At 71.0% G+C, this 20,696-nt stretch carries 20 protein-coding genes and 3 tRNA genes; 13 read left to right on the forward strand and 10 right to left on the reverse strand.

All coding sequences use genetic code 11. From position 1 onward, the window contains the following. Positions 1–253 (forward strand): integrase core domain-containing protein (locus tag A3IC_RS59260; RefSeq protein ID WP_020555604.1); only part of this gene is annotated, 253 nt, incomplete at its 5' end. A 213-nt stretch (positions 254–466) separates the two neighbouring features. Here the strand turns inward: A3IC_RS59260 and A3IC_RS0139580 are convergent. Next, complete coding sequence (locus A3IC_RS0139580) at positions 467–1,045, reverse strand: TIGR03086 family metal-binding protein (protein WP_020555605.1); 579 nt, start codon at positions 1,043–1,045, stop codon at positions 467–469. Between the two features lie 115 nt (positions 1,046–1,160). Between A3IC_RS0139580 and A3IC_RS0139585 the strand changes: the two genes are divergently transcribed. Both A3IC_RS0139585 and A3IC_RS0139590 read left to right on the forward strand, forming a co-directional pair. Then, on the forward strand, positions 1,161–1,973 hold the full coding sequence (locus tag A3IC_RS0139585) for a helix-turn-helix domain-containing protein (RefSeq protein WP_079026986.1): 813 nt from the start codon (positions 1,161–1,163) through the stop codon (positions 1,971–1,973). A 76-nt stretch (positions 1,974–2,049) separates the two neighbouring features. Then, positions 2,050–3,276: a DUF2786 domain-containing protein gene (locus tag A3IC_RS0139590; protein ID WP_020555607.1), complete on the forward strand. Its 1,227-nt coding sequence runs from the start codon at positions 2,050–2,052 to the stop codon at positions 3,274–3,276. Between the two features lie 110 nt (positions 3,277–3,386). Here the strand turns inward: A3IC_RS0139590 and A3IC_RS0139595 are convergent, their stop codons facing one another. From A3IC_RS0139595 to A3IC_RS0139605, 3 genes are all read right to left on the reverse strand, one after another. Then, positions 3,387–3,935, reverse strand: a complete 549-nt coding sequence (locus tag A3IC_RS0139595; RefSeq protein WP_020555608.1) for a winged helix-turn-helix transcriptional regulator — start codon at positions 3,933–3,935, stop codon at positions 3,387–3,389. A 99-nt stretch (positions 3,936–4,034) separates the two neighbouring features. Further along, positions 4,035–6,362: a DEAD/DEAH box helicase gene (locus A3IC_RS0139600; protein ID WP_020555609.1), complete on the reverse strand. Its 2,328-nt coding sequence runs from the start codon at positions 6,360–6,362 to the stop codon at positions 4,035–4,037. 208 nt (positions 6,363–6,570) lie between these two features. Beyond that, a complete protein-coding gene (locus A3IC_RS0139605; protein ID WP_026219273.1) occupies positions 6,571–8,001 on the reverse strand; it encodes a hypothetical protein in 1,431 nt (476 codons plus the stop codon). 156 nt (positions 8,002–8,157) lie between these two features. On the opposite strand from A3IC_RS0139605, the gene A3IC_RS0139610 reads away from it, so the two are divergent. Both A3IC_RS0139610 and crcB read left to right on the forward strand, forming a co-directional pair. After that, a complete protein-coding gene (locus tag A3IC_RS0139610) occupies positions 8,158–8,541 on the forward strand; it encodes a fluoride efflux transporter FluC (RefSeq protein WP_020555611.1) in 384 nt (127 codons plus the stop codon). After that, on the forward strand, positions 8,538–8,888 hold the full coding sequence (gene crcB / locus A3IC_RS0139615) for a fluoride efflux transporter CrcB (RefSeq protein WP_020555612.1): 351 nt from the start codon (positions 8,538–8,540) through the stop codon (positions 8,886–8,888). Before A3IC_RS0139610 ends, crcB begins: the two co-directional genes overlap by 4 nt. 7 nt (positions 8,889–8,895) lie before the next feature. Here the strand turns inward: crcB and A3IC_RS0139620 are convergent, their stop codons facing one another. After that, positions 8,896–9,255, reverse strand: coding sequence for a metallopeptidase family protein (locus A3IC_RS0139620; RefSeq protein WP_020555613.1), 360 nt, complete (start codon positions 9,253–9,255; stop codon positions 8,896–8,898). A gap of 149 nt (positions 9,256–9,404) precedes the next feature. On the opposite strand from A3IC_RS0139620, the gene A3IC_RS0139625 reads away from it, so the two are divergent. From A3IC_RS0139625 to A3IC_RS0139650, 6 genes are all read left to right on the forward strand, one after another. Further along, positions 9,405–9,477, forward strand: a tRNA-Glu gene (locus tag A3IC_RS0139625). 91 nt (positions 9,478–9,568) lie between these two features. Beyond that, positions 9,569–9,643: transfer RNA gene (locus A3IC_RS0139630), tRNA-Asp, on the forward strand. A 45-nt stretch (positions 9,644–9,688) separates the two neighbouring features. Then, positions 9,689–9,762, forward strand: a tRNA-Phe gene (locus A3IC_RS0139635). Between the two features lie 193 nt (positions 9,763–9,955). Next, positions 9,956–10,684, forward strand: a complete 729-nt coding sequence (locus A3IC_RS0139640; protein WP_020555614.1) for a VIT1/CCC1 transporter family protein — start codon at positions 9,956–9,958, stop codon at positions 10,682–10,684. A 400-nt stretch (positions 10,685–11,084) separates the two neighbouring features. Beyond that, positions 11,085–11,453 carry a hypothetical protein gene (locus A3IC_RS69220; protein WP_158696289.1) on the forward strand — a complete coding sequence of 123 codons (369 nt, stop codon included), beginning with the start codon at positions 11,085–11,087 and terminating at the stop codon, positions 11,451–11,453. A 31-nt stretch (positions 11,454–11,484) separates the two neighbouring features. Continuing rightward, positions 11,485–12,696, forward strand: coding sequence for a glutathionylspermidine synthase family protein (locus A3IC_RS0139650; protein ID WP_020555616.1), 1,212 nt, complete (start codon positions 11,485–11,487; stop codon positions 12,694–12,696). A 762-nt stretch (positions 12,697–13,458) separates the two neighbouring features. Here A3IC_RS0139650 and bldC read toward each other — a convergent pair. Both bldC and A3IC_RS0139665 read right to left on the reverse strand, forming a co-directional pair. Then, positions 13,459–13,665 (reverse strand): developmental transcriptional regulator BldC, encoded by a 207-nt coding sequence (gene bldC, locus A3IC_RS0139655; protein WP_020555617.1) that lies wholly within the window; start codon positions 13,663–13,665, stop codon positions 13,459–13,461. Between the two features lie 534 nt (positions 13,666–14,199). Further along, positions 14,200–15,081, reverse strand: a complete 882-nt coding sequence (locus A3IC_RS0139665) for a DUF8083 family protein (RefSeq protein ID WP_040877918.1) — start codon at positions 15,079–15,081, stop codon at positions 14,200–14,202. A 147-nt stretch (positions 15,082–15,228) separates the two neighbouring features. On the opposite strand from A3IC_RS0139665, the gene A3IC_RS0139670 reads away from it, so the two are divergent. Both A3IC_RS0139670 and A3IC_RS0139675 read left to right on the forward strand, forming a co-directional pair. After that, positions 15,229–16,329 (forward strand): Leu/Phe/Val dehydrogenase, encoded by a 1,101-nt coding sequence (locus tag A3IC_RS0139670; RefSeq protein ID WP_020555619.1) that lies wholly within the window; start codon positions 15,229–15,231, stop codon positions 16,327–16,329. Between the two features lie 239 nt (positions 16,330–16,568). Further along, a complete protein-coding gene (locus tag A3IC_RS0139675; RefSeq protein WP_020555620.1) occupies positions 16,569–16,820 on the forward strand; it encodes a DUF3073 domain-containing protein in 252 nt (83 codons plus the stop codon). A 195-nt stretch (positions 16,821–17,015) separates the two neighbouring features. Here the strand turns inward: A3IC_RS0139675 and purM are convergent, their stop codons facing one another. From purM to A3IC_RS0139690, 3 genes are all read right to left on the reverse strand, one after another. Further along, positions 17,016–18,089: a phosphoribosylformylglycinamidine cyclo-ligase gene (purM, locus tag A3IC_RS0139680; RefSeq protein ID WP_020555621.1), complete on the reverse strand. Its 1,074-nt coding sequence runs from the start codon at positions 18,087–18,089 to the stop codon at positions 17,016–17,018. Positions 18,090–18,202: 113 nt separating this feature from the next. Then, entirely contained in the window at positions 18,203–19,759 is a 1,557-nt protein-coding gene (gene purF / locus A3IC_RS0139685) for an amidophosphoribosyltransferase (RefSeq protein WP_026219276.1), read from the reverse strand. A gap of 37 nt (positions 19,760–19,796) precedes the next feature. Beyond that, complete coding sequence (locus A3IC_RS0139690; RefSeq protein ID WP_020555623.1) at positions 19,797–20,585, reverse strand: maleylpyruvate isomerase family mycothiol-dependent enzyme; 789 nt, start codon at positions 20,583–20,585, stop codon at positions 19,797–19,799. Positions 20,586–20,696: the final 111 nt, after the last annotated feature.

Genomic DNA, 20,696 nt, shown 5'->3' on the forward strand with positions numbered 1-20,696 from the left:
CCGTCACGGCATGCGCCAGTCGGTCGGACGCACCGGCGTATGCTGGGACAACGCAATGGCGGAGTCGTTCTTCGGCGCGCTGAAGAACGAATGCCTGAACCGTTACGTCTTCACGGACCATGCGAAGGCACGCCGCGAAGTTGTCAGATACATCGAGGGCTTCTATAATCGCCGACGAATCCACTCGGGCCTGGGATACCGCACGCCACTTGAAGCTCTCCGGGACCACGACAAACTCGGCCTCGCGGCGTAAAAGACAGAGAAGCCAGGCGTCCGGAAAACGTAGGGCCCCTCACCCGCGCCCCCGTGCCTCCGTGCCACCACGCCCCTCGCCCCTCGCCCCTCGCCCCACGCCCCACGCCCCACGCCCCTCGCCCCACCACGGACGATCCGGCCACCAAGCGCCCCGATCAACCCGGGCGCCGATCCGCTCAGGGCTCAGCGCTCAGGGCTCAGGGCTCAGCGCTCAGGGCTTCCAGAGCAGATCCCGGCCGGATGCCCCGATCGCTCGCTCGAACGCGGTCGCACCCTCCGGCACGACCACCGCCACCGCGAAGCCGTCGTACTCGCGATACATCTGCGCATACCTCGCCACGATGCCCTCGACCGCCTCGCCCAGCTCCACCGACGCCCGGTACTCCTGTCCGGTCGCCCGGGCCACGTCCCAGCCGTGCAGGACCAGTTCCAGGAGCAGCATCGCGGCGATCTCCGTCGCGGGCATCGTCCCGCCACCGCCGAAGTCGATCTCGCCCTCCCACACGGCCGGCTCCGCCCACGCCGCCACCCCGCGCCGCAGCTGCGCGCCGTACGCGTCGGCCCAGTCCGGCTCGCCCACGAAGTCGCGTGTGGTCAGCTCCTCGGGCAGCGTCGTGCGCCGCGCCCGGTGCTCCAAGCCGTGCGAGGTGTAGACGATCCAGTGGTTGAGCAGCGCCCGGGTGTCGTATTCGGGGCACGGGGTCGGTCCGGCGGTCTGCTCGGGCGCAACGCCGTGGGCGAGCCGGTCGGCTTCGGCGGAGGCTTCGACGAAGAGGTGGTGAATGTTCATGGATACGACGCTATGCGGCCCCCCGAAGCCGGTCTTGAACAAACGCGACAGGCCCGACCACCGGGGCCCGTCCGCACCCCCGGGCCATGTCACAGGCACCGTCTACGGTGGTGGGATGAGGCTTCCCTACCGCCCTCGCGGGGTGCTGCGCGCGGCCGTCGCGCCCGGTGCCTGGGACCTGAGCCTGTACGAGCCGGCCGCCGATCTGGCGCCCTTCGTCGACTACCACTGGATCGTGCGCTGGGACCTGCGCGGGCGATCGCCCTACCGGCAGAAGGTGCTCTCCCATCCCAACGTGCACCTGGTCTTCGAGCAGCCGCACCCGGCGGTGTACGGCGTGGTGCGGGACGTGTTCGAGCGCGAGCTGAGCGGCGCGGGCCACGTGTTCGGGGTCCGGTTCCGGGCGGGCGGCTTCCGGCCGTTCCTGACCGGTCCGGTGGCGGCGCTGACCGATCGGGTGCCGGCCGCGGCCGACCTGTTCGGCCCGGGCGTCGTGGCCGCGGGCGAACGGGTGCTCGACACCGTCGACGAGTCCGACCGGGTCGCCCTCGTGGAGTCCTGGCTGCGCGGCGTGCTGCCCGCGCCGCTCGACACCGCGACCGGCGTCGACCCGACGATCGCCGAGGTGGCCGCGATCGTCGAGCGCGTCACCACGAACCCGAACCTGTTCCGGGTCGACGACCTGGCCCGGGAGGTCGGTGTTCCGGTCCGCCGGCTCCAGCGGCTGTTCGCCGAATATGTGGGGGTCGGCCCCAAGTGGGTGCTCCGCCGGGCCCGCCTCCAGGAGGTCGCCGAGCGGGCCGAGCACGGCGACGGGATCGACTGGGCGGCGCTGGCCGCCGACCTGGGCTACGCCGACCAGGCCCATCTGACCCGCGATTTCACCGCCGCCGTGGGCACCGCGCCAGGCCGCTACGCCAGGATCTGAGCCCCGCGGACCCGGGGCGGGTCCGGCGCCGCTCGGGCCCGGATCGTCCGCGCGCCGAAAATGCAATCCTTGACGGGTGCCCACCACGCTCGTCGAAACCCAATTCCATGCCGTCCTGAGCGCGTCCGACGACGCCCTGGAGGACACGATCGACCTCGGCGCGTCCCTGCTCGCGGCCTCCGCCGCCGACTGGCCGCAGATCTCGCGCGCGGTGCTCGCCCTGTACGAGCGCACCGCGGACGGCTGCTGGCGGCGCGGCTGGCAACCCGCCGACGTGGTCCGCGCGGTCACCCGCGAGCTGGGCGAGCGACACGCCCCGATCGCCGCCGACCTGGTCGCCGCACAGGCCCGCAGCCATCCGGGCACCGGCCGCCGATGGACGGCCCAGCTGCGCGACCTGGACGCGAGCACTCCGTGGTGGAGTTCGGACGACGCCTACCTCACCGAGTTGGGCGCCCGGGAGAACCTGGACCGCTTCGGCACCGCCGCGCGAGTGCTCGAACTGCTCCGCTCGATCGCCCGACTGCCCGCCATCGAGCCGCTCGCCGCCGCGTCCTTCCAGGAGCCGGCCCGCAGCCGGCCCGCGACCGGCGAACCCCGCCAACTCGGCCGGGTGCGCGCCCTGCTCGCCAAGGCCGAGTCGAGCGAGTTCCCGGAGGAGGCCGAGGCGTTCACCGCCAAGGCGCAGGAGCTGATGACCCGGCATCGGATCGACGAGGCGCTGCTGGGCGCGCAGGAGGGCTCGCGCCACGCTCCCGCCGCGTGCCGAATCGGCGTGGACAATCCGTACGAGGGCGCGAAGGCACTGCTGCTGGACGCGGTCGCCGACGCCAACGGCTGCCAGGCGATCTGGTCGAGTTCGCTGGGCTTTTCCACCGTGGTCGGCTTCGACTCCGACCTGGACGCGGTCGAGTTGCTCTACACCTCGCTCCTGGTGCAGGCCACCGCCGCGATGAACCGGGCCGGCTCGCGCTACCACGAGTCCGGCCGCTCCCGGCGGACCAAGACCTTCCGCCAGTCGTTCCTGATCGCCTACGCCGACCGGATCCGCGAGCGGCTCACCGCCGCCAAGGAGGAGGCCGAGACGAGCGCGAACAAGGCCGCGGAGAACCGCCTGCTGCCGGTCCTGGCCGCGCGCGACGTCGCGGTTCGGGAGACCACCGAGCGCATGTTCCCGACCAAGACCACACACCGCCTGCGCGGTCGCGACGCGGACGGGTGGCGACACGGCCAGGCCGCCGCCGACCGGGCCGAACTGGGCCTGCGGGACAAGCTGGACCGCGGCGAGCCGGCCCGCTCGTAGACCCGAAGGCATCGGATCCCCAAGGGCGGCGGACCCGCACGGACATCGGGTCCCGAAGGCGGCGGATCCACGAAGACATCGGATCCGCGACCGTGCGATCCCCGAAGGCATCAGATCCGCGGCAACCAGTTCCCGCGCTGCGCCGGCACCGGTGAGGCACGCGGCCCACAGCGCCCCTCGGCGACCGCCCGATGCGCCTGACGCGGCGTCATACCCGGTCCCGCCAAGGGCTCGACGTCCTCCAGATGGAGCGGGTCGCCGCACACCGAACAGACCACGGCCGGTTCCGCCTCGTGCCCCTCGGACCCACCGTGCCGGTAGACCACCGGCGGTCCGGTCTCGTCCGCGAGCCAGGTGTCGCCCCACTGGCCGATCGCGACGAGCACCGGAAAGAAGTCACGGCCCTTGGCGGTCAGCACGTACTCGTGCCGGGGGCGCCGCTCCTCGTACGGGACCCGATCGAGCAGGCCCTCCTCGACCAGAAGATTCAGCCGCTGCGCCAGCACGTTGCGGCCGATGCCCAGGTTCTCCTGGAGATCCTCGAACCGCCGGACCCCGTAGGACGCCTCTCGCAACACGAGCGGCGTCCAGCCGTCGCCGAACAAGTCGAGGACGCGCGCGATGGAACACGGCCAGGTTCCGAACGAGGTCCGCTTCATGTCGCCACATTACTGAGCGGGGCGGGATCGATACGCGATCGATCCCGCCCCGCCCAGTGTTTTTGACTACGCGTCAGTTATCGCGAGGTCACTCGACGCTTACGCGTCGCGCTTCCACCGCGGCTTGCGGTCGCCCGCCGGGCCACCGGCCGGACGGTCGTAGTGACCGTCCCGACGCGGCGCGCGGTCGTGCGAACGGTCGCGGTCGCCGTAGGACGGCCGGTCGTTGTTGTACGTCGGACGGTCACCGCGCGGGGCGCGGTCGTTGCCGTAACCGGGACGGTCGCCGGTACGCGGCGCGCGGTCCCCGTACGACGGACGGTCGCCGCGGTAGCCACCCTCGCGCCGCTCGCCGCCGCCGTAGGACGGACGGTCACCGGAACGCGGTGCCCGGTCCCCGTACGCGGGACGGTCGCCGGTACGCGGCGCCCGGTCGCCATAGGCCGGTCGGTCACCCGTGCGCGGACCGCGGTCGCCGCTGTTGTACGCCGGACGGTCGTTGTAGGCGGGACGGTCGCCACGCGGGCCGCGGTCGCCCGACGGACGGTCGCCGCGGTAGCCACCCTCGCGCCGCTCGCCGCCGCCGTAGGACGGACGGTCACCGGAACGCGGTGCCCGGTCCCGGTCGCCGTAGGACGGCCGGTCGCCACGCGGCGCGCCACCACGACGGTCGCCGCCGCGGTCGCCGCCGTACGGCGGACGGTCGCTGCCGCGGTCACCGCGGTCGCCCCGGTAACCACCCTCGCGCCGGTCGCCGCCGCGGTCGCCCCGGTCGGGACGCTCGTAGCGCTCGGTGCGCGCCGGCACGTCGCCGTTCTTCGCGGCCTCGGCCAACTCGGCGGCCTTGCGGCGCAGTTCCGCGGCCTCGGCCTTGAGCTCGATGATCCGACCGGCGAGCCGCTCGGCCTCGGCCTCGGCCTCGACCGCGGCGTCCGCCACGGACTGCGCCTTGACCTCGGACAACGTGCGCGCGCCGGTGAGCTTGCGCATCTCCGGGTCGTTGGAGCCCTGCACCCGAAGGCGGGTCGGCTCGACGCCGGCGTCCTCCATCAGGCGGTCCACCGTGCGGCGCTGGTGCGGCAGCGCGAGCGTGACGACCGCACCGGCCTCGCCGGCGCGCGCGGTACGACCCGCGCGGTGCAGGTAGTCCTTCGAGTCGGCGGCCGGGTCCACGTGCAGGACCAGGTCGATGCCGTCGACGTGGATGCCGCGGGCGGCGACGTCGGTGGCGACCAGGACCGGCGTGCGGCCCTCCTTGTACTCGGCCAGGGTGCGGGTACGCGCGCCCTGGGTCATCCCGCCGTGCAGGGCCTCGGCACGGACGCCCGCCTCACGCAGTTGCTGCGCGACGCGGTCGGCGCCGAACTTGGTCCGCACGAAGATCATCGTGCGCCCGCGACGAGCCGCGATGGCCGCCGTGACGTACGTCTTGTCCTTGGGCTGCACGACCAGCACGTGGTGCGACATGGTCGTCACCGACGACGAGTGCGGGTCCACCGAGTGGGTGACCGGGTCCACCAGGTACTTGCGGACGATCGCGTCCACGCCCTTGTCCAGCGTCGCGGAGAACAACATCCGCTGGCCGCCGGCCGGGATCAGGTCGAGCAGCGCGGTGACCTCGGGCAGGAAGCCCATGTCCGCCATCTGGTCGGCCTCGTCGAGGATGGTGATCTCGACGTTGTCCAGCACGGCCGAACCGCGGTCCACCAGGTCCTGGAGCCGACCGGGGGTGGCGACCAGGATCTCCACGCCGCGCTCCAGCGCGAAGATCTGCTTCGGCATCGACATGCCGCCGGTGACCGTCTTCATCCGCAGGTCGAGGATGCGGCCGTAGGGCTCCAACGCGTCGTGCACCTGCATCGCGAGTTCACGCGTCGGCGTGAGGATCAGCGCGAGCGGGCGACGGGCCCGGGCCTTGCGACCCGACAGACGGGTCAGCATCGGCAGACCGAAGCCCAGCGTCTTGCCGGAACCGGTACGACCGCGGCCGAGGATGTCCTTGCCGGACATCGCGTCCGGCAGCGTCGCCGCCTGGATCGGGAACGGGTGGGTCACGCCGCGGCGCGCGAGCGCGTCCACGACGTCCTTGTGCAGACCGAACTCGGCGAAGCTGGGGCCGGTCGGTTCGGGCACGGCCTCGGCGTCGACCCCGTCCGCGGCGTCGTCCGCCTCGTCGAGCCCGGCCTCGTCGGCGGCGTCGTCCTCGACGCTCGCCTCGACGTCCGTGTCGCCATCGGTGTCGTTGCGCACATCGGCGTCCGTCGCGGCCTCGTCCTGCGCCGCGAGCTCGGTGTCGCCGTCATTGGTGTCGTCGTTCTCGACGACCTCGGGAGCGATCTCGGTGATCTCCGCGGCGACCTCGGTCACCTCGGCTGCCTGCGCACCCGCCACACCCTCCTGCACCTCGGCACCTTCGGTGCCGGGCATGGGCGTAGCAGTGTCATTGGCATAGGGGGGCATGCAAAACCTTCCGGATGCGGCCCGTCTCGAAGGTCCGCAGCCGAAATGTGGTCGCACGAGAAAGCGACACTTCTGCGGAGCACCAGAACGAGCCTACGAGGCGTCGCGACTCATGGCGGCGCCTGGATATGGGCAAAGCGATTCACCAGCGTACCCGATCACTGCTCGTTTACGCCTATCGGGTGCGTTCGTACTCCACCCGCAGGCGTGCGTCCTCGTGTACGACGAGCAGTCTCGAACGCTGCCACGACCAGTGCTCGGGGAGCAGGAACAGTGTCCCCCTGGCACGTCGCAACAAGCGCAATCCGGTGTACCGGTAACGGTAGGAGGCACCGATTTCTTCCTCGACCGCGATCCCGTCGTCCGACCGCATCCGCAGATCCTGCACCGAGTACAGGACGACACCGGTCCGCCTGGGCAGTTGGTGCGCAACGGCCTTGCCCGCGTCGCGCCCGGACACCTTCGCGTACGTCCCCGACGCCCAGAACAGACACAACACCACGGCGGCCCCGGTCAGCAGCACCGCCGGCGACCACAGCCGCGAACCGGTCGCGGGGCTGCGCCGGTGCGCCCCGATCCGGCGCGAGAGCAGCACTCCGTACGCGCTGATCAACAGCCCCACCGCGAGCGAGCAGGGCAGCAGCAGCGACCACCACTGCGCACCGCGGGCGGGCCACCGGTACACCGCGATCCAGGTCGCGCCCGGCACCACGAACCACGCGCAACGCAGCGACCACGCGCACCACGCGGCGATCCGCCGATGCCGGCGCAGCCACACCAGCAGCCGCGGATGCGTCACCCGTACCGCGAGCAGCGCGGCGACCAGTACGAGCAGCGGCCGGTACAGCGTGCGCAGGCCGTCCGCCAGATACTCCAGCGTCGGCGTGTCCAGCACGCTCTCGTCGAACCCGAGGTAGTCGGACCGGGCCGAGGCACGTGCCCAGCCGAAGTGGTGGAGCAACCCCGTGAGAACGAGCGCGGCCACCACGAAGGCGGTGGCGAACTCGCCGCCGGGGCTTGCCGATCGCCCCTCCGCAGGGCCCTTCGCGACCTCGGTGTGCGCCGTCTCGACGACCCGATGGGCACGGTGCGTGGACCCGCGACGCCTGGTGGCCCGCCGATCCGGCACCACCGGGGATCCGTGTTCCACGGCGGGCCCGGGCTCGGTTGCGACCTGCACGCCGAACCACCGGGTGAGCATCGAGACCGGCTCGGCGCAGGAGACCTCGGCCAACCCCGCCGCGAGGTTGCCGGTCACCCGGAACGGGGCGAACTCGGCTGCCCGCCCCGGGACTTGCCCGCTCCCCTCGGCCGGCTCGGCCGGCTCGGCGAACGCGTCCAGCTCCCCGGCGCCCTCCGCCGGCGCCGGCTCCCCGGCGCCCGCGCGTCCCCTCTCCCGGGTCCGCGGTTCCGGATCCCCCCACGCCTGGCCGGGGACCGGTCCGTACGCCTGCGGTCCCGGCGGGTGCCGCCGCTCGCCGCGAGCGCGCGGCACGACCGACGCGGCCGATGCGGGCTCGCCCATTCGGGTGGTTGCTCCGGTTCCGGGAAACTCGGGCTCGTCGGCGAAGTCCGGCATCGGCCCGATGTCCCCCTGCGTGGTCACCGCTTCAGCATGGGCATGGGAAACCCCGGCTCCAATCTCGCGACACCTCCCGTCACCCGTTCGGCCGCAGCGCGTGAGGGCGCGACGGGAGCGCGCGATCTCGAACCCGAGCCCGGCACCAGGCCCTGTCCGCCGGACAGGCCCTAGCGTGTTCGGGTGTCACAGACCCGAGTACTCACCGCGGTCTCGATCGGCGGCGCCATCGGGGCACTGGGCCGCTGGGCGCTCGCCGAGGCGCTCCCGCACAGCGGCACGGCCTTTCCGTGGGCGACCCTGCTCACCAACGTCACGGGTTGCCTGCTGATGGGAATCCTGATGGGCCTGATGCCGCCCGGACCGCTGACCCGCCCCTTCCTGGGCACCGGCGTGCTGGGCGGCTTCACCACGTTCTCCACGTTCGCCGTCGAGACGCGCACCCTGGCGGCCGGCCACGCGTGGGCCTCGGCCTGCCTCTATGCCGCGGGCAGCGTGGCGTTGGGACTGGCCGCCGTACAGGTCGGCCTCGCCGGCGCCCGCCGCCGGCGCGGAGTCGCCGGATGATCCCGCTGATGGTGGTCCTGGGCGCGCTGATCGGCGCCCCGCTGCGCTACCTGACCGACCTGCACGTGTCCGCACGCACGAGATCGGCCTTCCCGTGGGGCGTGCTGACCGTGAACGTGGTCGGCTCGCTGATCCTGGGCGTGCTCACCGGCCTGGCCCCCGGCGAGCGGATCACCGCGCTGATCGGCACCGGCTTCTGCGGCGCCCTCACCACGTTCAGCACCTTCGGCTACGCGACCGTGGACACCTACGCCCGAGGCCGGCGCGCCGTCGCCGCCGGTTACGTCCTGCTCAGCCTGATCCTGGGCCTGGCCGCGGCCGCCCTCGGCCACGCCGCGGCCGGCTGACGCGCGGTCAGCCGTACCCGTGCTCGTGCAACCACTCGTCCCCGATCCCGAAGTGGTGCGCCACCTCGTGCACGACGGTCACCTCCACCTCCTCGACGACGTGTTCGTACGTCTCGCAGATCCGCAGGATGGGGTTGCGGTAGATGGTGATCCGGTCCGGCAGCACGCCCGCGTACCAGTCGCCGCGCTCGGTCAGCGGGATGCCCTCGTACAGGCCGAGCAGGCCGGTCCCGTGTTCGCCGTCGGGGGCGGGCTCGTCCTCGACGAAGATCGCCACGTTGTCCATGAGCCTGGTCAGCTCAGGCGGGATCCGGTCCAGGGCCTCGGCCACCAGTTCCTCGAACTCCTCGCGCGACATCTCCAGCACTCCCCCATTCTGCGGCTTCGCACCCCCGTTCACCGGGCCGGTCCCGGGCTCGCGCCGGCCCCCGGTTATCCGCTTTGCAAGCGCCGCCGAAAACCCCGTATAGTTCGGGACGTCCCCGACGGCAACAAGACGCCGGACACGGCCAACAAGCCCCCATCGTCTAGTGGCCTAGGACGTCGCCCTTTCAAGGCGGTAGCACGGGTTCGAATCCCGTTGGGGGCACGCAACAAACCCCCTCCGGGGGGCCGGAACAAGCCGCACAGCCAGTACGGTAAGGTTCAACACGAAGGAAGCCCAAGGAAACGCGGGTAGAGGTCCTGTGGAGCAGTTTGGAGTGCTCGTCACCCTGTCAAGGTGAAGGCCGCGGGTTCAAATCCCGTCAGGACCGCAAGATGGAGAGGTCGGGGCGCCGAGAGGCGCCCTGATCCATCGAGGCCAGGTAGCTCAGTTGGTACGAGCGTCCGACTGAAAATCGGAAGGTCGGCGGTTCGACCCCGCCCCTGGCCACCGCAGCCGGAGATACCGACGCCCCAGACGATTCATCGTCCGGGGCGTTCTTGCGTTGTCGCCCCGATCACGGTGGGCCGACCACGCGGGTCGGATGCCGACGCACCCGGCCGGCTCACCCGCCCGGGTGCAGCACCCGGCACGCGCTCGTGTCCGCGCCGTTCGTCCCGGACTTCGTCGTGATACTTCGGTCATGAGCGCCGCGGACACCCCCGACCGGATGCCTGTCCACTCCCCGCACGACGAGGCGATGGGGACGCGGCTGAACTGGCTGCGGGCGGCGGTGTTGGGCGCCAACGACGGGATCGTCTCCACCGCGGGTCTCGTGGTCGGCGTCGCCGGAGCCACCGACGAGCGCGCCCAGTTGCTCACCGCCGGGCTGGCCGGACTGCTCGCCGGATCGTTGTCGATGGCGGCGGGCGAGTACGTCTCGGTGAGCACACAGCGCGACGCGGAGAAGGCGGCGCTGGTCCAGGAGCGGCGCGAGTTGACCGACGAACCCGAGGCCGAACTCAACGAGTTGACCGGGCTGTACGAGGAGCAGGGGCTCACCGAGTCGCTCGCGCGCGCGGTGGCCGAACAACTCACCGCCCACGACGCGCTCGCCGCTCACGCCCAGGCCGAACTCAAGATCGACCCGAACGAGCTGACCAACCCGTGGCACGCGGCGGGCGCCAGCTTCCTGGCCTTCACCGTCGGCGCGCTGTTGCCGCTGCTCGCGATGGTGCTGCCGGCCGCCTCGACCCGGCTGCCGATCACGGTGGCCGCCGTACTGGTCGCACTCGTACTGTGCGGCTGGAGCGGAGCCCGATTGGGCGGTGCGGCGCCGGTCCGCGCGATCGTACGCACCGCCGCCGGCGGAGCTTTGGCGATGGCGGTCACCTACGCGGTGGGCACCCTGCTCGGTGCGAGCGGGGTCTGAGCGGAACGGGTTGCCCGGCGATCGCGTCGCCGCGGCCCTGCCGGCAGGCGTTCACGCCGGCCCGCGCGGCCTCACGCTCGGCGACGTCGAGCCGGCGGTCCCAGCGCTCGCGCTTCGGCTGGACCAGGCCACCGCCGACACCGACGATCGGGCGGCCCGCGATGCCGGCGAGCACGGCGGGCGGTCGAACATCCGCCCGCGTCCGGGATCGGGCATCCCCGCCACCGTCGAACAAATCGACCCGAAGTCGCCGAGGACTTCAGTGTTTTCCCACTCACCGGCCCACCGCGGGCGCACGGGTGTCGGTACCGTCCTCGGAGTCGGTTCGCATCGGACCGTCACCGACAGCCCATGGAGCGGAGGACTCGTGGCCGGCACCCCCTCTCGTATCGTCAGGCTCGTGTCGTCGGGCACGCGTCCGCAGCGCAAGGGCGGCATGACGTCGACCGCCGTCGCGGCGACCCTGACCCTGACCCTCGCGGGCGCGCTCACCGCGTGCGGGAGCGGCGGCGGCAAGAACTCCGCCAGGAGCGGTTACGCGGAGGTCTGCGCGGATCGCACGCACAACGTGCGCGTGGACGACTTCCGCTGCCTGGGCCGAACCGATCCGACCCTGTCCTGGTACTACGTCCCGCATTCGTGTGGACAGACCCTCACCCCCGCCAGGGGTACGGCACTCGTCGCCGGGCAGGGATCCTTCGATCACCCGCGCAAGGGCAAAGTGGAACGCGGCGGCTTCGGCTCGTGCCCGTCGAAGAGTTCAAGTTGACGCGGTGTCACATCCGGGGAGGGCTTGAGCCATGCGCCGTATACCCACCACACCTCGACCGGGCTGGAAGCCGCTCGTCGAGTCACAGGGGCTGCTCTACGCGTCCTGGGAGGACGACGACGGCACCGAGGTGCCGTACTGGCACGAAGAGGCGTACTACGAGCTGACCCTCGACGAGGTGGACCGGCTCGAGGACGTCACCGAGGAACTGCACGAGATGTCGGTCGCCGCGGCCCGGCACGTGATCGAGCGCGGCGACCTGACAGCGTTCGGGCTGCCCGACGAGGCCCGCGACTACCTGCGGATCACGCTCGAGGAGGAACACCCGAGCGTCTACGGGCGGTTCGACCTCGCGTGGGGCGGCGACGGTCGCGCGGCCAAGCTGCTGGAGTACAACGCGGACACCCCCACCGCACTGATCGAGGCGTCCCTGGTCCAGTGGTACTGGCTGCGCGACCGCTTCCCCGAGCGCGACCAGTGGAACAGCCTGCACGAGCGACTGGTCCACGCGTGGCGGCGGATCAAGCCCTACCTGCGCTCGGAGACGATGCACTTCGCGCACGTGGAGGGCACCGAGGACGAGGAGGAGTGGCTGCACACCGCCTACCTCCGCGACACCGCGTCCGAGGCCGGACTGACCACGATCGGCCTGGAGGTCGCCGAGATCGGCTGGGACAGCGAGCGGCTGCGCTTCGTCGACCTGGAGGAGCGGGGCATCGACACGATGTTCATGCTCTATCCGTGGGAGGACATGCTCGCCGAGCCGTTCGGGAAGCACCTGGTGAGCCACCCCCGCTCGTGCCTGTTCATCGAACCGGCCTGGAAGGCGATCCTGTCCAACAAGGCGCTGCTCGCGGTGCTGTGGGAGCTGTATCCCGGCCACCCGAACCTGCTGCCCGCCTTCCTGGACTCACCGCGCGGTATGGAGTCGTACGTGGCCAAGCCGCTGCACGGGCGCGAGGGCGACGCGATCCGGATCGTCACCCCGGCCGGCGAGCACATCCAGCCCGCCGAGGCGTACGGCGACGAGGGCTGGTGCTTCCAGGAGTACGTGCCGCTGCCCGACTTCGACGGCAACAAGCCCGTGCTCGGCGCATGGGTGGTGGACGGGAAGTCCGCGGGCGTCGGCATCCGCGAGTCCAGCGGCCCGGTCACCGACGGGTACGCGCGCTTCCTGCCGCACGTGATCGACGGCCCGGCGCCGGACGAGGACACCCGGCTCGCCTGGCTCGACGAGGACTGACCGACCCACCACCGCGCGCACGCCCACGTTGATTGCGCACAGTCACCAAGGCCGGCGATTCGGCGAAATCGAAATCGCGCCGCGAACACTCGAATCCTCACTCAGCGTGTTCAATCGGCGTTGTCGGGCCGGGCCCGTCGAATCCGCCCCGATGCCCCCGGTCGTCGTGTCCGCGCGACCCGAATGGGGCGCGAAGACCCCGAGTCCACCGAGCCGCGCCGCGGCGTCCCCCGGCCGACCGCGCCGCGAGCGGCCCCTACGGCGCCCACCGGCGTCCCGACGCCCGCGGCATCCCCGCCACCGGGCGGGGGCTCCCGGTGTCCCACGGGCTCGCGCCGCCCCGCCGAGGGCTTCGTCGATCGGCCGGACCGGGGAAAGGTCCGGACCACTGCCCCGAGCGCCCGCGCGGGCCGACCGGGAACACCTGTGTGACCAAGGTCACTGTTTTGACTGGAAATGGTTTTCATCGACGGCCGGAAATCGACCGTTCATTCTATGTGATATTTTACTGGACGCCGTCATGGATCCCCGGTGAAAACGGCCCGGCGGGCCCCCCGTGGCGCCCCGACCGACCGTGCCGGACGCCGGCGAGCCGCCATCCGACCCGCCGTCCGGACCCCGGGCCGGCCCCCGGAGCAGCAGCGAAGCGACGCCGGGCCGACCGGCACGCCGGATCGACCTCACCGGGCGCACAAAAGAGTGCTGCACCGGACCCGGCGGGGTCCGGTGCAGCACTCGGGGGAAAAGCTTTCGACGCAGCCCTCAGGCTTCGCTGCGCTGCTGCGGAATGCCCGCGAGCAGGGCGCGAACCTCCACCTCGCGGTAGCGACGGTGTCCGCCGAGCGTGCGGATCGACGTGAGCTTGCCGGCCTTGGCCCAGCGCGTCACCGTCTTGGGGTCGACGCGGAACATGCTGGCAACCTCGGCCGGCGTCAGCAGCGGCTCGGCATCAGGCGTACGAGCGGTCATGAGCGGCCTCCTCGGGAGAACCGAACCAACACGGTTCTTTCTTCAAATTCTGCACCTTGACCCACGATGTCCTAAATAGTTCACGAGGGCCAAGTCGGTTATAGGACGAACGGCTTGTCCTTCACAGTACAAGTACACCATCCGCCGCACCCGGTTGGTCAAACCGCCGGAATTGGCATCCCAGGGTTCAAGCCACGCGATCCCGAAGGACCAGGCATAGCGGACAGTCACTCGACTGTGACGATGAGTCACTCAAGCCCGATCGGCCCCTCGTGTCCACCCCGTCCCACCAGCAACGAAGTATCCCCGATGACCCGACCGGACCAGACCGACTACATCTGGTTTGTCCTTTTCATCATATACGAACCATTCGCTGGCGTATGCACCTTGTTGTGAGTCGATCTCCACCAACCTGGAGGGCTGGGAGTCCCACAACTCGAACCAGCAGGTTGAGAGGCTTTCAGATCGCAGGGTGAGTGAACACGAAAGAGTGACGACGGTCACGCCGAAACTTCATGAAATGCGGACGCTTGCTCAGCTCGCGTGCTCCAGCGCACGTACCGATTGCCAACGCTCCGTAATCCTGCGGTAGGCCGCCGATGCTCGCGCTCCGTCACCGGAACCCAGCGCGGCGATGCCCTCCGCGACGTCCCCGACCGAGTTCTCGGCCGCCGGATCACCCGTTCCGAGCAGTCGCACCAGACCGCCGTAGTCCAGTTCGACCAGCGCGCGCGGATGGAACTCCTCCAGCCAGCGGCCCACGTTCTCCAACCCGGTGATCAGCGCACCGTCCTCGACCGTCTCGCGGAGCACCTTCAGCGCCCGGGCGACCCGACGTCGGGCCTGCACCATCGGCGTCCGGTAGTAGAGCTCGCCCGGCCCCGCCGACGCGTCCTCGGCCGCGGGCACCAGGACCCGCTCGTCCGGGGCGAACAGCACGAACCAGCGCACCGGCACGTGCCACGTGCTGCTGTGGATGTGCGGCTGCACGTCGGGATGCGCGGACTTCCACCGCTCGTGCTCCACGTGCGCCTGATCGATCACCATCCGCGGCCAGAACACGTCCAGCACCGTCGCCGGATACTCCCGACGCAGCTCGGCCAGCGCCGTCCAGCAGCGCAGCCGGGTCTGCCGCGGGCAGATCACCGTGACGCCGTCCAGGACGTGCACGTAGGCGTCCTCGCTCTCGTGCGGCGGCGCGATCACGGGAGGGGTGGCCAGGAGGTTCTCCAGGCCGCTCCGGTGCTCCTGCGCGGTCAGCCCGGCGGGCGAGGGTGCCTCGGGCGACGCGGGGGTGCCTGCCGGCTGTGTGGCGGCGTAGGCGGCCCACCGCTCGCGTTCCGGTTCGGGAAACGCGGCAAGCGGCTCGTACACCCGCAGGTACGCCGCGTAGGGGGCAACCACCGAAGTCCGCACGAACGAATCTTGGCACGTCGGCCCGGCCCCGACGTGAAGAAGGTCCAACCCGGTGATCCGCCCGGGTTCTAGGCTTGGACAGCCGCGCAGATCCGCGCGGCGGATACATCACCACGATCCCATGGAGTCACCACAGTGACCGACAGGATGGATGGCCCCGACGGCACGACGTCGGGCCTGGTGTTCGGCAGGTCGACCGGCCACGAACAGGTCGTCTTCTGCCAGGACCGCGCGAGCGGCCTGCGCGCGATCATCGCGATCTACTCCAGTGCCCTGGGACCCGCCCTCGGCGGCACCAGGTTCCACCCCTACGAGACCGAGGAAGCGGCCGTCGCGGACGTCCTCAACCTCTCCCGCGGCATGGCCTACAAGAACGCCCTCGCCGGACTCGACCACGGCGGCGGCAAGGCCGTGATCATCGGCGACCCGAACCGGGACAAGAGCGAGGCGCTGCTGCGCGCCTACGGACGCTTCGTGCAATCGCTGGGTGGTCGCTACATCACCGCCTGCGACGTGGGCACCTACGTCGACGACATGGACGTGGTGGCCAAGGAGTGCGCCTACGTCACCGGCCGCTCCCCCGAGAACGGCGGTGCGGGCGACTCGTCCGTGCTGACCGCCTACGGGGTCTTCCAGGGCATGCTGGCGTCCGCCGAGCACCGCTGGGGCACCCCGACGCTGCGCGGGCGCCGAGTGGGCGTGGCGGGCGTCGGGAAGGTCGGCCGGCATCTGGTCGGGCACCTGGTCGCGGACGGCGCCTCGGTGGTGATCACCGACGTGGACGAGCGTGCGGTGGCGCACGTGCGGCACGAGCACCCCGAGGTGGACTCCGTGGCCGACACCGACACCCTGATCCGGCTCTCGGACCTGGACGTGTACGCGCCGTGCGCGTTGGGCGGCGCGCTCGACGACGACACCGTGCCGGTGCTGACCGCCGCCGTGGTGTGCGGTGCGGCCAACAACCAATTGGCCCACCCCGGCATCGAGAAGGCGCTCGCCGAACGCGGCGTGCTCTACGCGCCGGACTACGTGGTCAACTCCGGCGGGGTGATCCAGGTCGCCGACGAGCGGCACGGATTCAACTTCGAACGGGCCAAGCGCAAGGCCACGGGCATCCGCGCGACGACCGCGAAGATCTTCGCGCTGGCCGACGAGGAGGGTGTGCCACCGGCCGTCGCGGCGGACCGATTGGCCGAGCGGCGCATGGCGGATGTGGGCCGCCTGCGTGACATCTACCTCCAAAGCTGACCGACACGGTATCGTCAGACTCGGCAAAGGACCCCAGACCAGGCCCCTGACCAGCCGGAACGGCACAGCCCGGTCGGGGTCCGAGCCCCGCTGTCACCCATGCGACGTACCGTCCGGCGGCGGAAGCAGGTACCGTTAATCCCCTACGGGCCGGTTCTCAAGTGCCATCGAACCGACCCTGACTATGAACGCGTGTCAAGACCCGGGGCCGTGAGCCCCGTCGTTGAGGGGGTCGAGCCATGGGGCGCGGCCGGGCCAAGGCCAAGCAGACAAAGGTCGCCCGCCAGCTGAAGTACAACAGCGGCGGGACGGATCTGAGCCGTCTGGCTGAAGAGCTGGGCGCGTCGTCGCCAACCGACTTGCCGATCGGCAAGCCTGAGGTTGACGACGACACGAGTGAAGACGAGTTCGACGACCCCTACGCGGGGTATTCGGCTCGTTACAACGATGACGAAGACGAGGAAGACGACGGCCGATCGCGCCATCGTTGACCCTGCGTTCTTCGTTCTCGGGCACGGGAACGAACGCCCTCTTCAGCCGGGGCGCCCGTGCGCTGTGACACCGCCCGGTCCGGGACCGAGTAGGACGACTACTCGACCCCGGGCCGTTTGGCGTGTTCGCGAACGCGCCCACGGAGGCACCGCCGTCCCGATCCGGGACGACGGCCACCGCCGAGGGTGCCTTCGTCATGCCTTGTGATCACCGCTCAGTACGGCCCGGCCGGAGCCGGTGACGACGTCGCCCAGGATCCAGGCCGGTACGCCGCGCTCGGCGAGCACCGCGAGCGCCGCGTCGGCCGCGTCGGCGGCGACCACCGCGACCATGCCCACACCCATGTTCAGCGTCTTCTCCAACTCGGCGCGGGCCACGTCGCCGAGCGCGCCGACCAGGCCGAAGACCGGGGCCGGCGTCCAGGTCGAGCGGTCCAGGCGCGCGTCCAGGTGGGTCGGAAGCACGCGCGCGAGGTTGGCCTCCAGGCCGCCTCCGGTGACGTGCGAGTAGGCGTGCACGTCGGTACGCCGGGCCAGGTCGAGGCAGTCGAGCGAGTAGATCCGGGTCGGCTCGAGCAGTTCCTCGCCGAGCGTGCGGCCCAGTTCCGGGACGTCCCGGTCCAGGCTCCAGCCGGCGAGGGTGAAGAACACGTGGCGGGCCAGCGAGTAGCCGTTCGAGTGCAGACCGGAGGCGGCCATCGCGAGCACCACGTCGCCCTCGCGCACCCGCGCCGCGCCGAGCAGGCCGTCGGCCTCCACGACCCCGGTGCCGGCGCCCGCGACGTCGTACTCGTTCGGGTCGAGCAGGCCGGGGTGCTCGGCCGTCTCGCCGCCGACCAGCGCGCAGCCGGCCAGTACGCAGCCCTCGGCGATGCCCTTGACGATCGCCGCGATGCGTTCGGGAACGACCTTGCCGGTGGCGATGTAGTCGGTCATGAACAGCGGCTCGGCGCCGCACACGACCAGGTCGTCGACGACCATGCCGACCAGGTCGTGGCCGATCGTGTCGTGCTTGTCCATCGCCTGCGCGATGGCGACCTTGGTTCCCACCCCGTCGGTCGCGGTGGCCAGCAGGGGGCGTTCGTACCGCTTGAACGCGGACACGTCGAACAGGCCCGCGAAGCCGCCCAGGCCGCCGACGACCTCGGGCCGGGTGGCCTTGCCGACCCATTGCTTCATGAGTTCGACGGCGCGGTCACCGGCCTCGATGTCGACGCCGGCCGCGGCATAGGTCGCGGTGCGGGGGGTGGGGGTGGACTGGTCGCTCACGGCGGCGGCCCTTTCGGGTCGGGTCGGTGGATCTCCTCGGACGCCCCGTCGTGCCCCCCGGGAAGGGGACACGACGTGGCGATCCGAAGAAGAGAACTCGGGGACTCGGCTGATCAGGGACGGCGGAGCGCGTCCTCGGCCCCGCCACCGCCGAGGAGGGCCTGCACGCCGTCCACGTCGGTGCGGACGGTCTGCTCGATGCCTTCGAGGAGGTGCTTGCCCAGCCGCTCGGGATCGGGCAGTTCGATCGGGTATTCCCCGTCGAAGCAGGCCCGGCACAGCCGGTCCTTGGGGATGGTGGTCGCCTCGACCATCGCGTCGATCGAGATGTAGGCGAGCGAGTCGGCCCCGAGGGACTTGGCGATCTCGTCGACCGAGAGACCGTTGGCGATCAGCTCGGCCCGGGTGGCGAAGTCGATGCCGAAGAAGCACGGCCACTTCACCGGCGGCGAGGAGATCCGCACGTGCACCTCGGCCGCGCCGGCCTCGCGCAACATGCGCACCAGCGCCCGCTGGGTGTTGCCGCGCACGATCGAGTCGTCGACGACGACCAGTCGCTTGCCCTGGATGACCTCGCGCAGCGGATTGAGCTTGAGCCGGATGCCCAGTTGCCGGATGGTCTGGCTGGGCTGGATGAAGGTCCGGCCCACGTAGGAGTTCTTGACCAGGCCGTTTCCGTACGGGATGCCGGACTGTTCGGCGTAGCCGATCGCGGCGGGGGTGCCCGATTCCGGGGTCGGCATGACCAGGTCGGCGTCGACCGGGAACTCCTGGGCCAGTCGGCGGCCCATCTCGACCCGGGACGCGTAGACGCCGCGGCCGGCGATCGTGGTGTCCGGGCGGGCCAGGTAGACGTATTCGAAGACGCAGCCCTTGGGCTTGGCCTCGGCGAAGCGTCGGGTGCGCAGGCCGTGCTCGTCGACCGCGATCAGCTCGCCCGGCTCGATCTCGCGGATGAACGAGGCACCGACGATGTCCAGGGCCGCGGTCTCGCTCGCGACCACCCAGCCGCGTTCGAGCCGACCGAGCACGAGGGGCCGGATGCCCTGGGGATCGCGCGCGGCGTAGAGCGTGGTCTCGTCCATGAAGACCAGCGAGAAGGCGCCCTTGACCTGGGGCAACACCTGCATCGCGGTCTGTTCCAGGGACAGGTCCGGACTGCCGGCCAGGAGCGAGGTCAGCAGATCCGTGTCGCTGCTGGCCTCGATCCGGCCCTGGTAGGGGTAGTTCAGTTCGCCGCGATCGGGGCCCTGCTCGGCGACCAGACGGGACAGCTCACCCGTGTTGGTGAGGTTTCCGTTGTGGCCGAGCGCGATGCTGCCGGTCGCGGTTGCCCGGAAGGTCGGCTGGGCGTTCTCCCAGACCGACGAACCGGTGGTCGAGTAGCGGGCATGGCCGACGGCCATGTGCCCGCGGAGCGAGCCCAGGGTGGTTTCGTCGAAGACCTGGGAAACCAGGCCCATGTCCTTGAAGACCAGGATCTGGGATCCGTTGCTCACAGCTATCCCGGCGGATTCCGTTCCGCGGTGCTGCAATGCGTAGAGACCGAAGTAGGTGAGTTTTGCGACCTCTTCGCCGGGGGCCCAAACGCCGAAGACGCCGCAGGCATCCTGCGGGCCCTTCTCGCCGGGGAAGAGATCGTGGTTGAGTCGTCCATCGCCACGTGGCACGTGATCGAGTCTACGACAGCGCCGGATCAGTCGCGGATCACCCCATCAGTGGCAGGTATCCGGACAAGTCGCTGCGTTCGCCACTGGCCAGCACCCGACCGTCCTCGACCGCGTCCGCCCAGGTCAGGCGGCCGGTGGCGAGTCGGATCCAGGTCCTTGGGTCGGTCTCGACCACGTTGGGCGGAACGCCCCGAGTGTGCCGGGGGCCTGTGACGCACTGCACTACGGCGAACGGCGGGACGCGGACCTCGACCGAGTGGCCGGGCACCCGGCTCGCCAGCGCGTCGGCCAGTGCCCGGACCACGGTGGCCAGTGCGTGCCGGTCGTGCGGGAACGGCTCGCCGGTGGCACGTTCGAGGTCGTCGGCGTGCACGACGCCCTCGACCAGGCGGGTCACGAGCATGTCGGCGACGCGCATCGGGCCGATCCGGGTGATGGTGATCCGGGTGTCCGAGACGCCGTCCAGGGCCGCGATCGCGGCGTCCGCGTAGTCGGCGGGGGTGTGGCCGGCCTCGGCCATCTCGTCGGCGATGGAGGAGATCACGGCGGCGTACGCGGAGGTGCCGTTCGCCCACTGCTCCACGGTGATCACCGGGCCGGTCGGGGTCGGCTCGGCGAGCCAGCGCGGCACGGCCTGGATACTCGCGGCCAAGTGCCCGACCAGGTTGGCGGTGGACCAGCCGGTCAGGCCGGAGGGGGCGGCGAGCTGGGCCGGGGTCAACCGTGCCGTGACGTCCACGATCGCGCGCCACTGCGCGACCAGTGCGGCACGCACCTTGACCGGGTCGACCTTGCGGGGGCGGGGGGCGGCGGGGCGGCTCGTCATGGGTGCAGGCTAGGCCCTGTCCGGCGGATCTCGGCGGGTCCACCGGACGAGGCCCGGAGCGCGTGGCCGAGCGCGCGTAGCCGATTCGTTTCTGCACAGATTCGGCACGCG

Source organism: Embleya scabrispora DSM 41855 (assembly GCF_000372745.1).
Lineage (GTDB): Bacteria > Actinomycetota > Actinomycetes > Streptomycetales > Streptomycetaceae > Embleya > Embleya scabrispora.

Excerpts from the sequence above, each read along its gene's own strand:
- crcB (WP_020555612.1), top strand. The coding sequence starts at position 8,538 with ATGATCCCGCTGATGGTGGTCCTGGGCGCGCTGATCGGCGCCCCGCTG.
- A3IC_RS0139650 (WP_020555616.1), top strand. The coding sequence starts at position 11,485 with ATGCGCCGTATACCCACCACACCTCGACCGGGCTGGAAGCCGCTCGTC.
- A3IC_RS0139580 (WP_020555605.1), bottom strand. The coding sequence starts at position 1,045 with ATGAACATTCACCACCTCTTCGTCGAAGCCTCCGCCGAAGCCGACCGG.
- bldC (WP_020555617.1), bottom strand. The coding sequence starts at position 13,665 with ATGACCGCTCGTACGCCTGATGCCGAGCCGCTGCTGACGCCGGCCGAG.
- A3IC_RS0139670 (WP_020555619.1), top strand. The coding sequence starts at position 15,229 with ATGGATGGCCCCGACGGCACGACGTCGGGCCTGGTGTTCGGCAGGTCG.
- A3IC_RS0139585 (WP_079026986.1), top strand. The coding sequence starts at position 1,161 with ATGAGGCTTCCCTACCGCCCTCGCGGGGTGCTGCGCGCGGCCGTCGCG.
- A3IC_RS0139595 (WP_020555608.1), bottom strand. The coding sequence starts at position 3,935 with ATGAAGCGGACCTCGTTCGGAACCTGGCCGTGTTCCATCGCGCGCGTC.
- A3IC_RS0139600 (WP_020555609.1), bottom strand. The coding sequence starts at position 6,362 with ATGCCCGGCACCGAAGGTGCCGAGGTGCAGGAGGGTGTGGCGGGTGCG.
- A3IC_RS0139690 (WP_020555623.1), bottom strand. The coding sequence starts at position 20,585 with ATGACGAGCCGCCCCGCCGCCCCCCGCCCCCGCAAGGTCGACCCGGTC.
- A3IC_RS0139675 (WP_020555620.1), top strand. The coding sequence starts at position 16,569 with ATGGGGCGCGGCCGGGCCAAGGCCAAGCAGACAAAGGTCGCCCGCCAG.
- A3IC_RS0139640 (WP_020555614.1), top strand. The coding sequence starts at position 9,956 with ATGAGCGCCGCGGACACCCCCGACCGGATGCCTGTCCACTCCCCGCAC.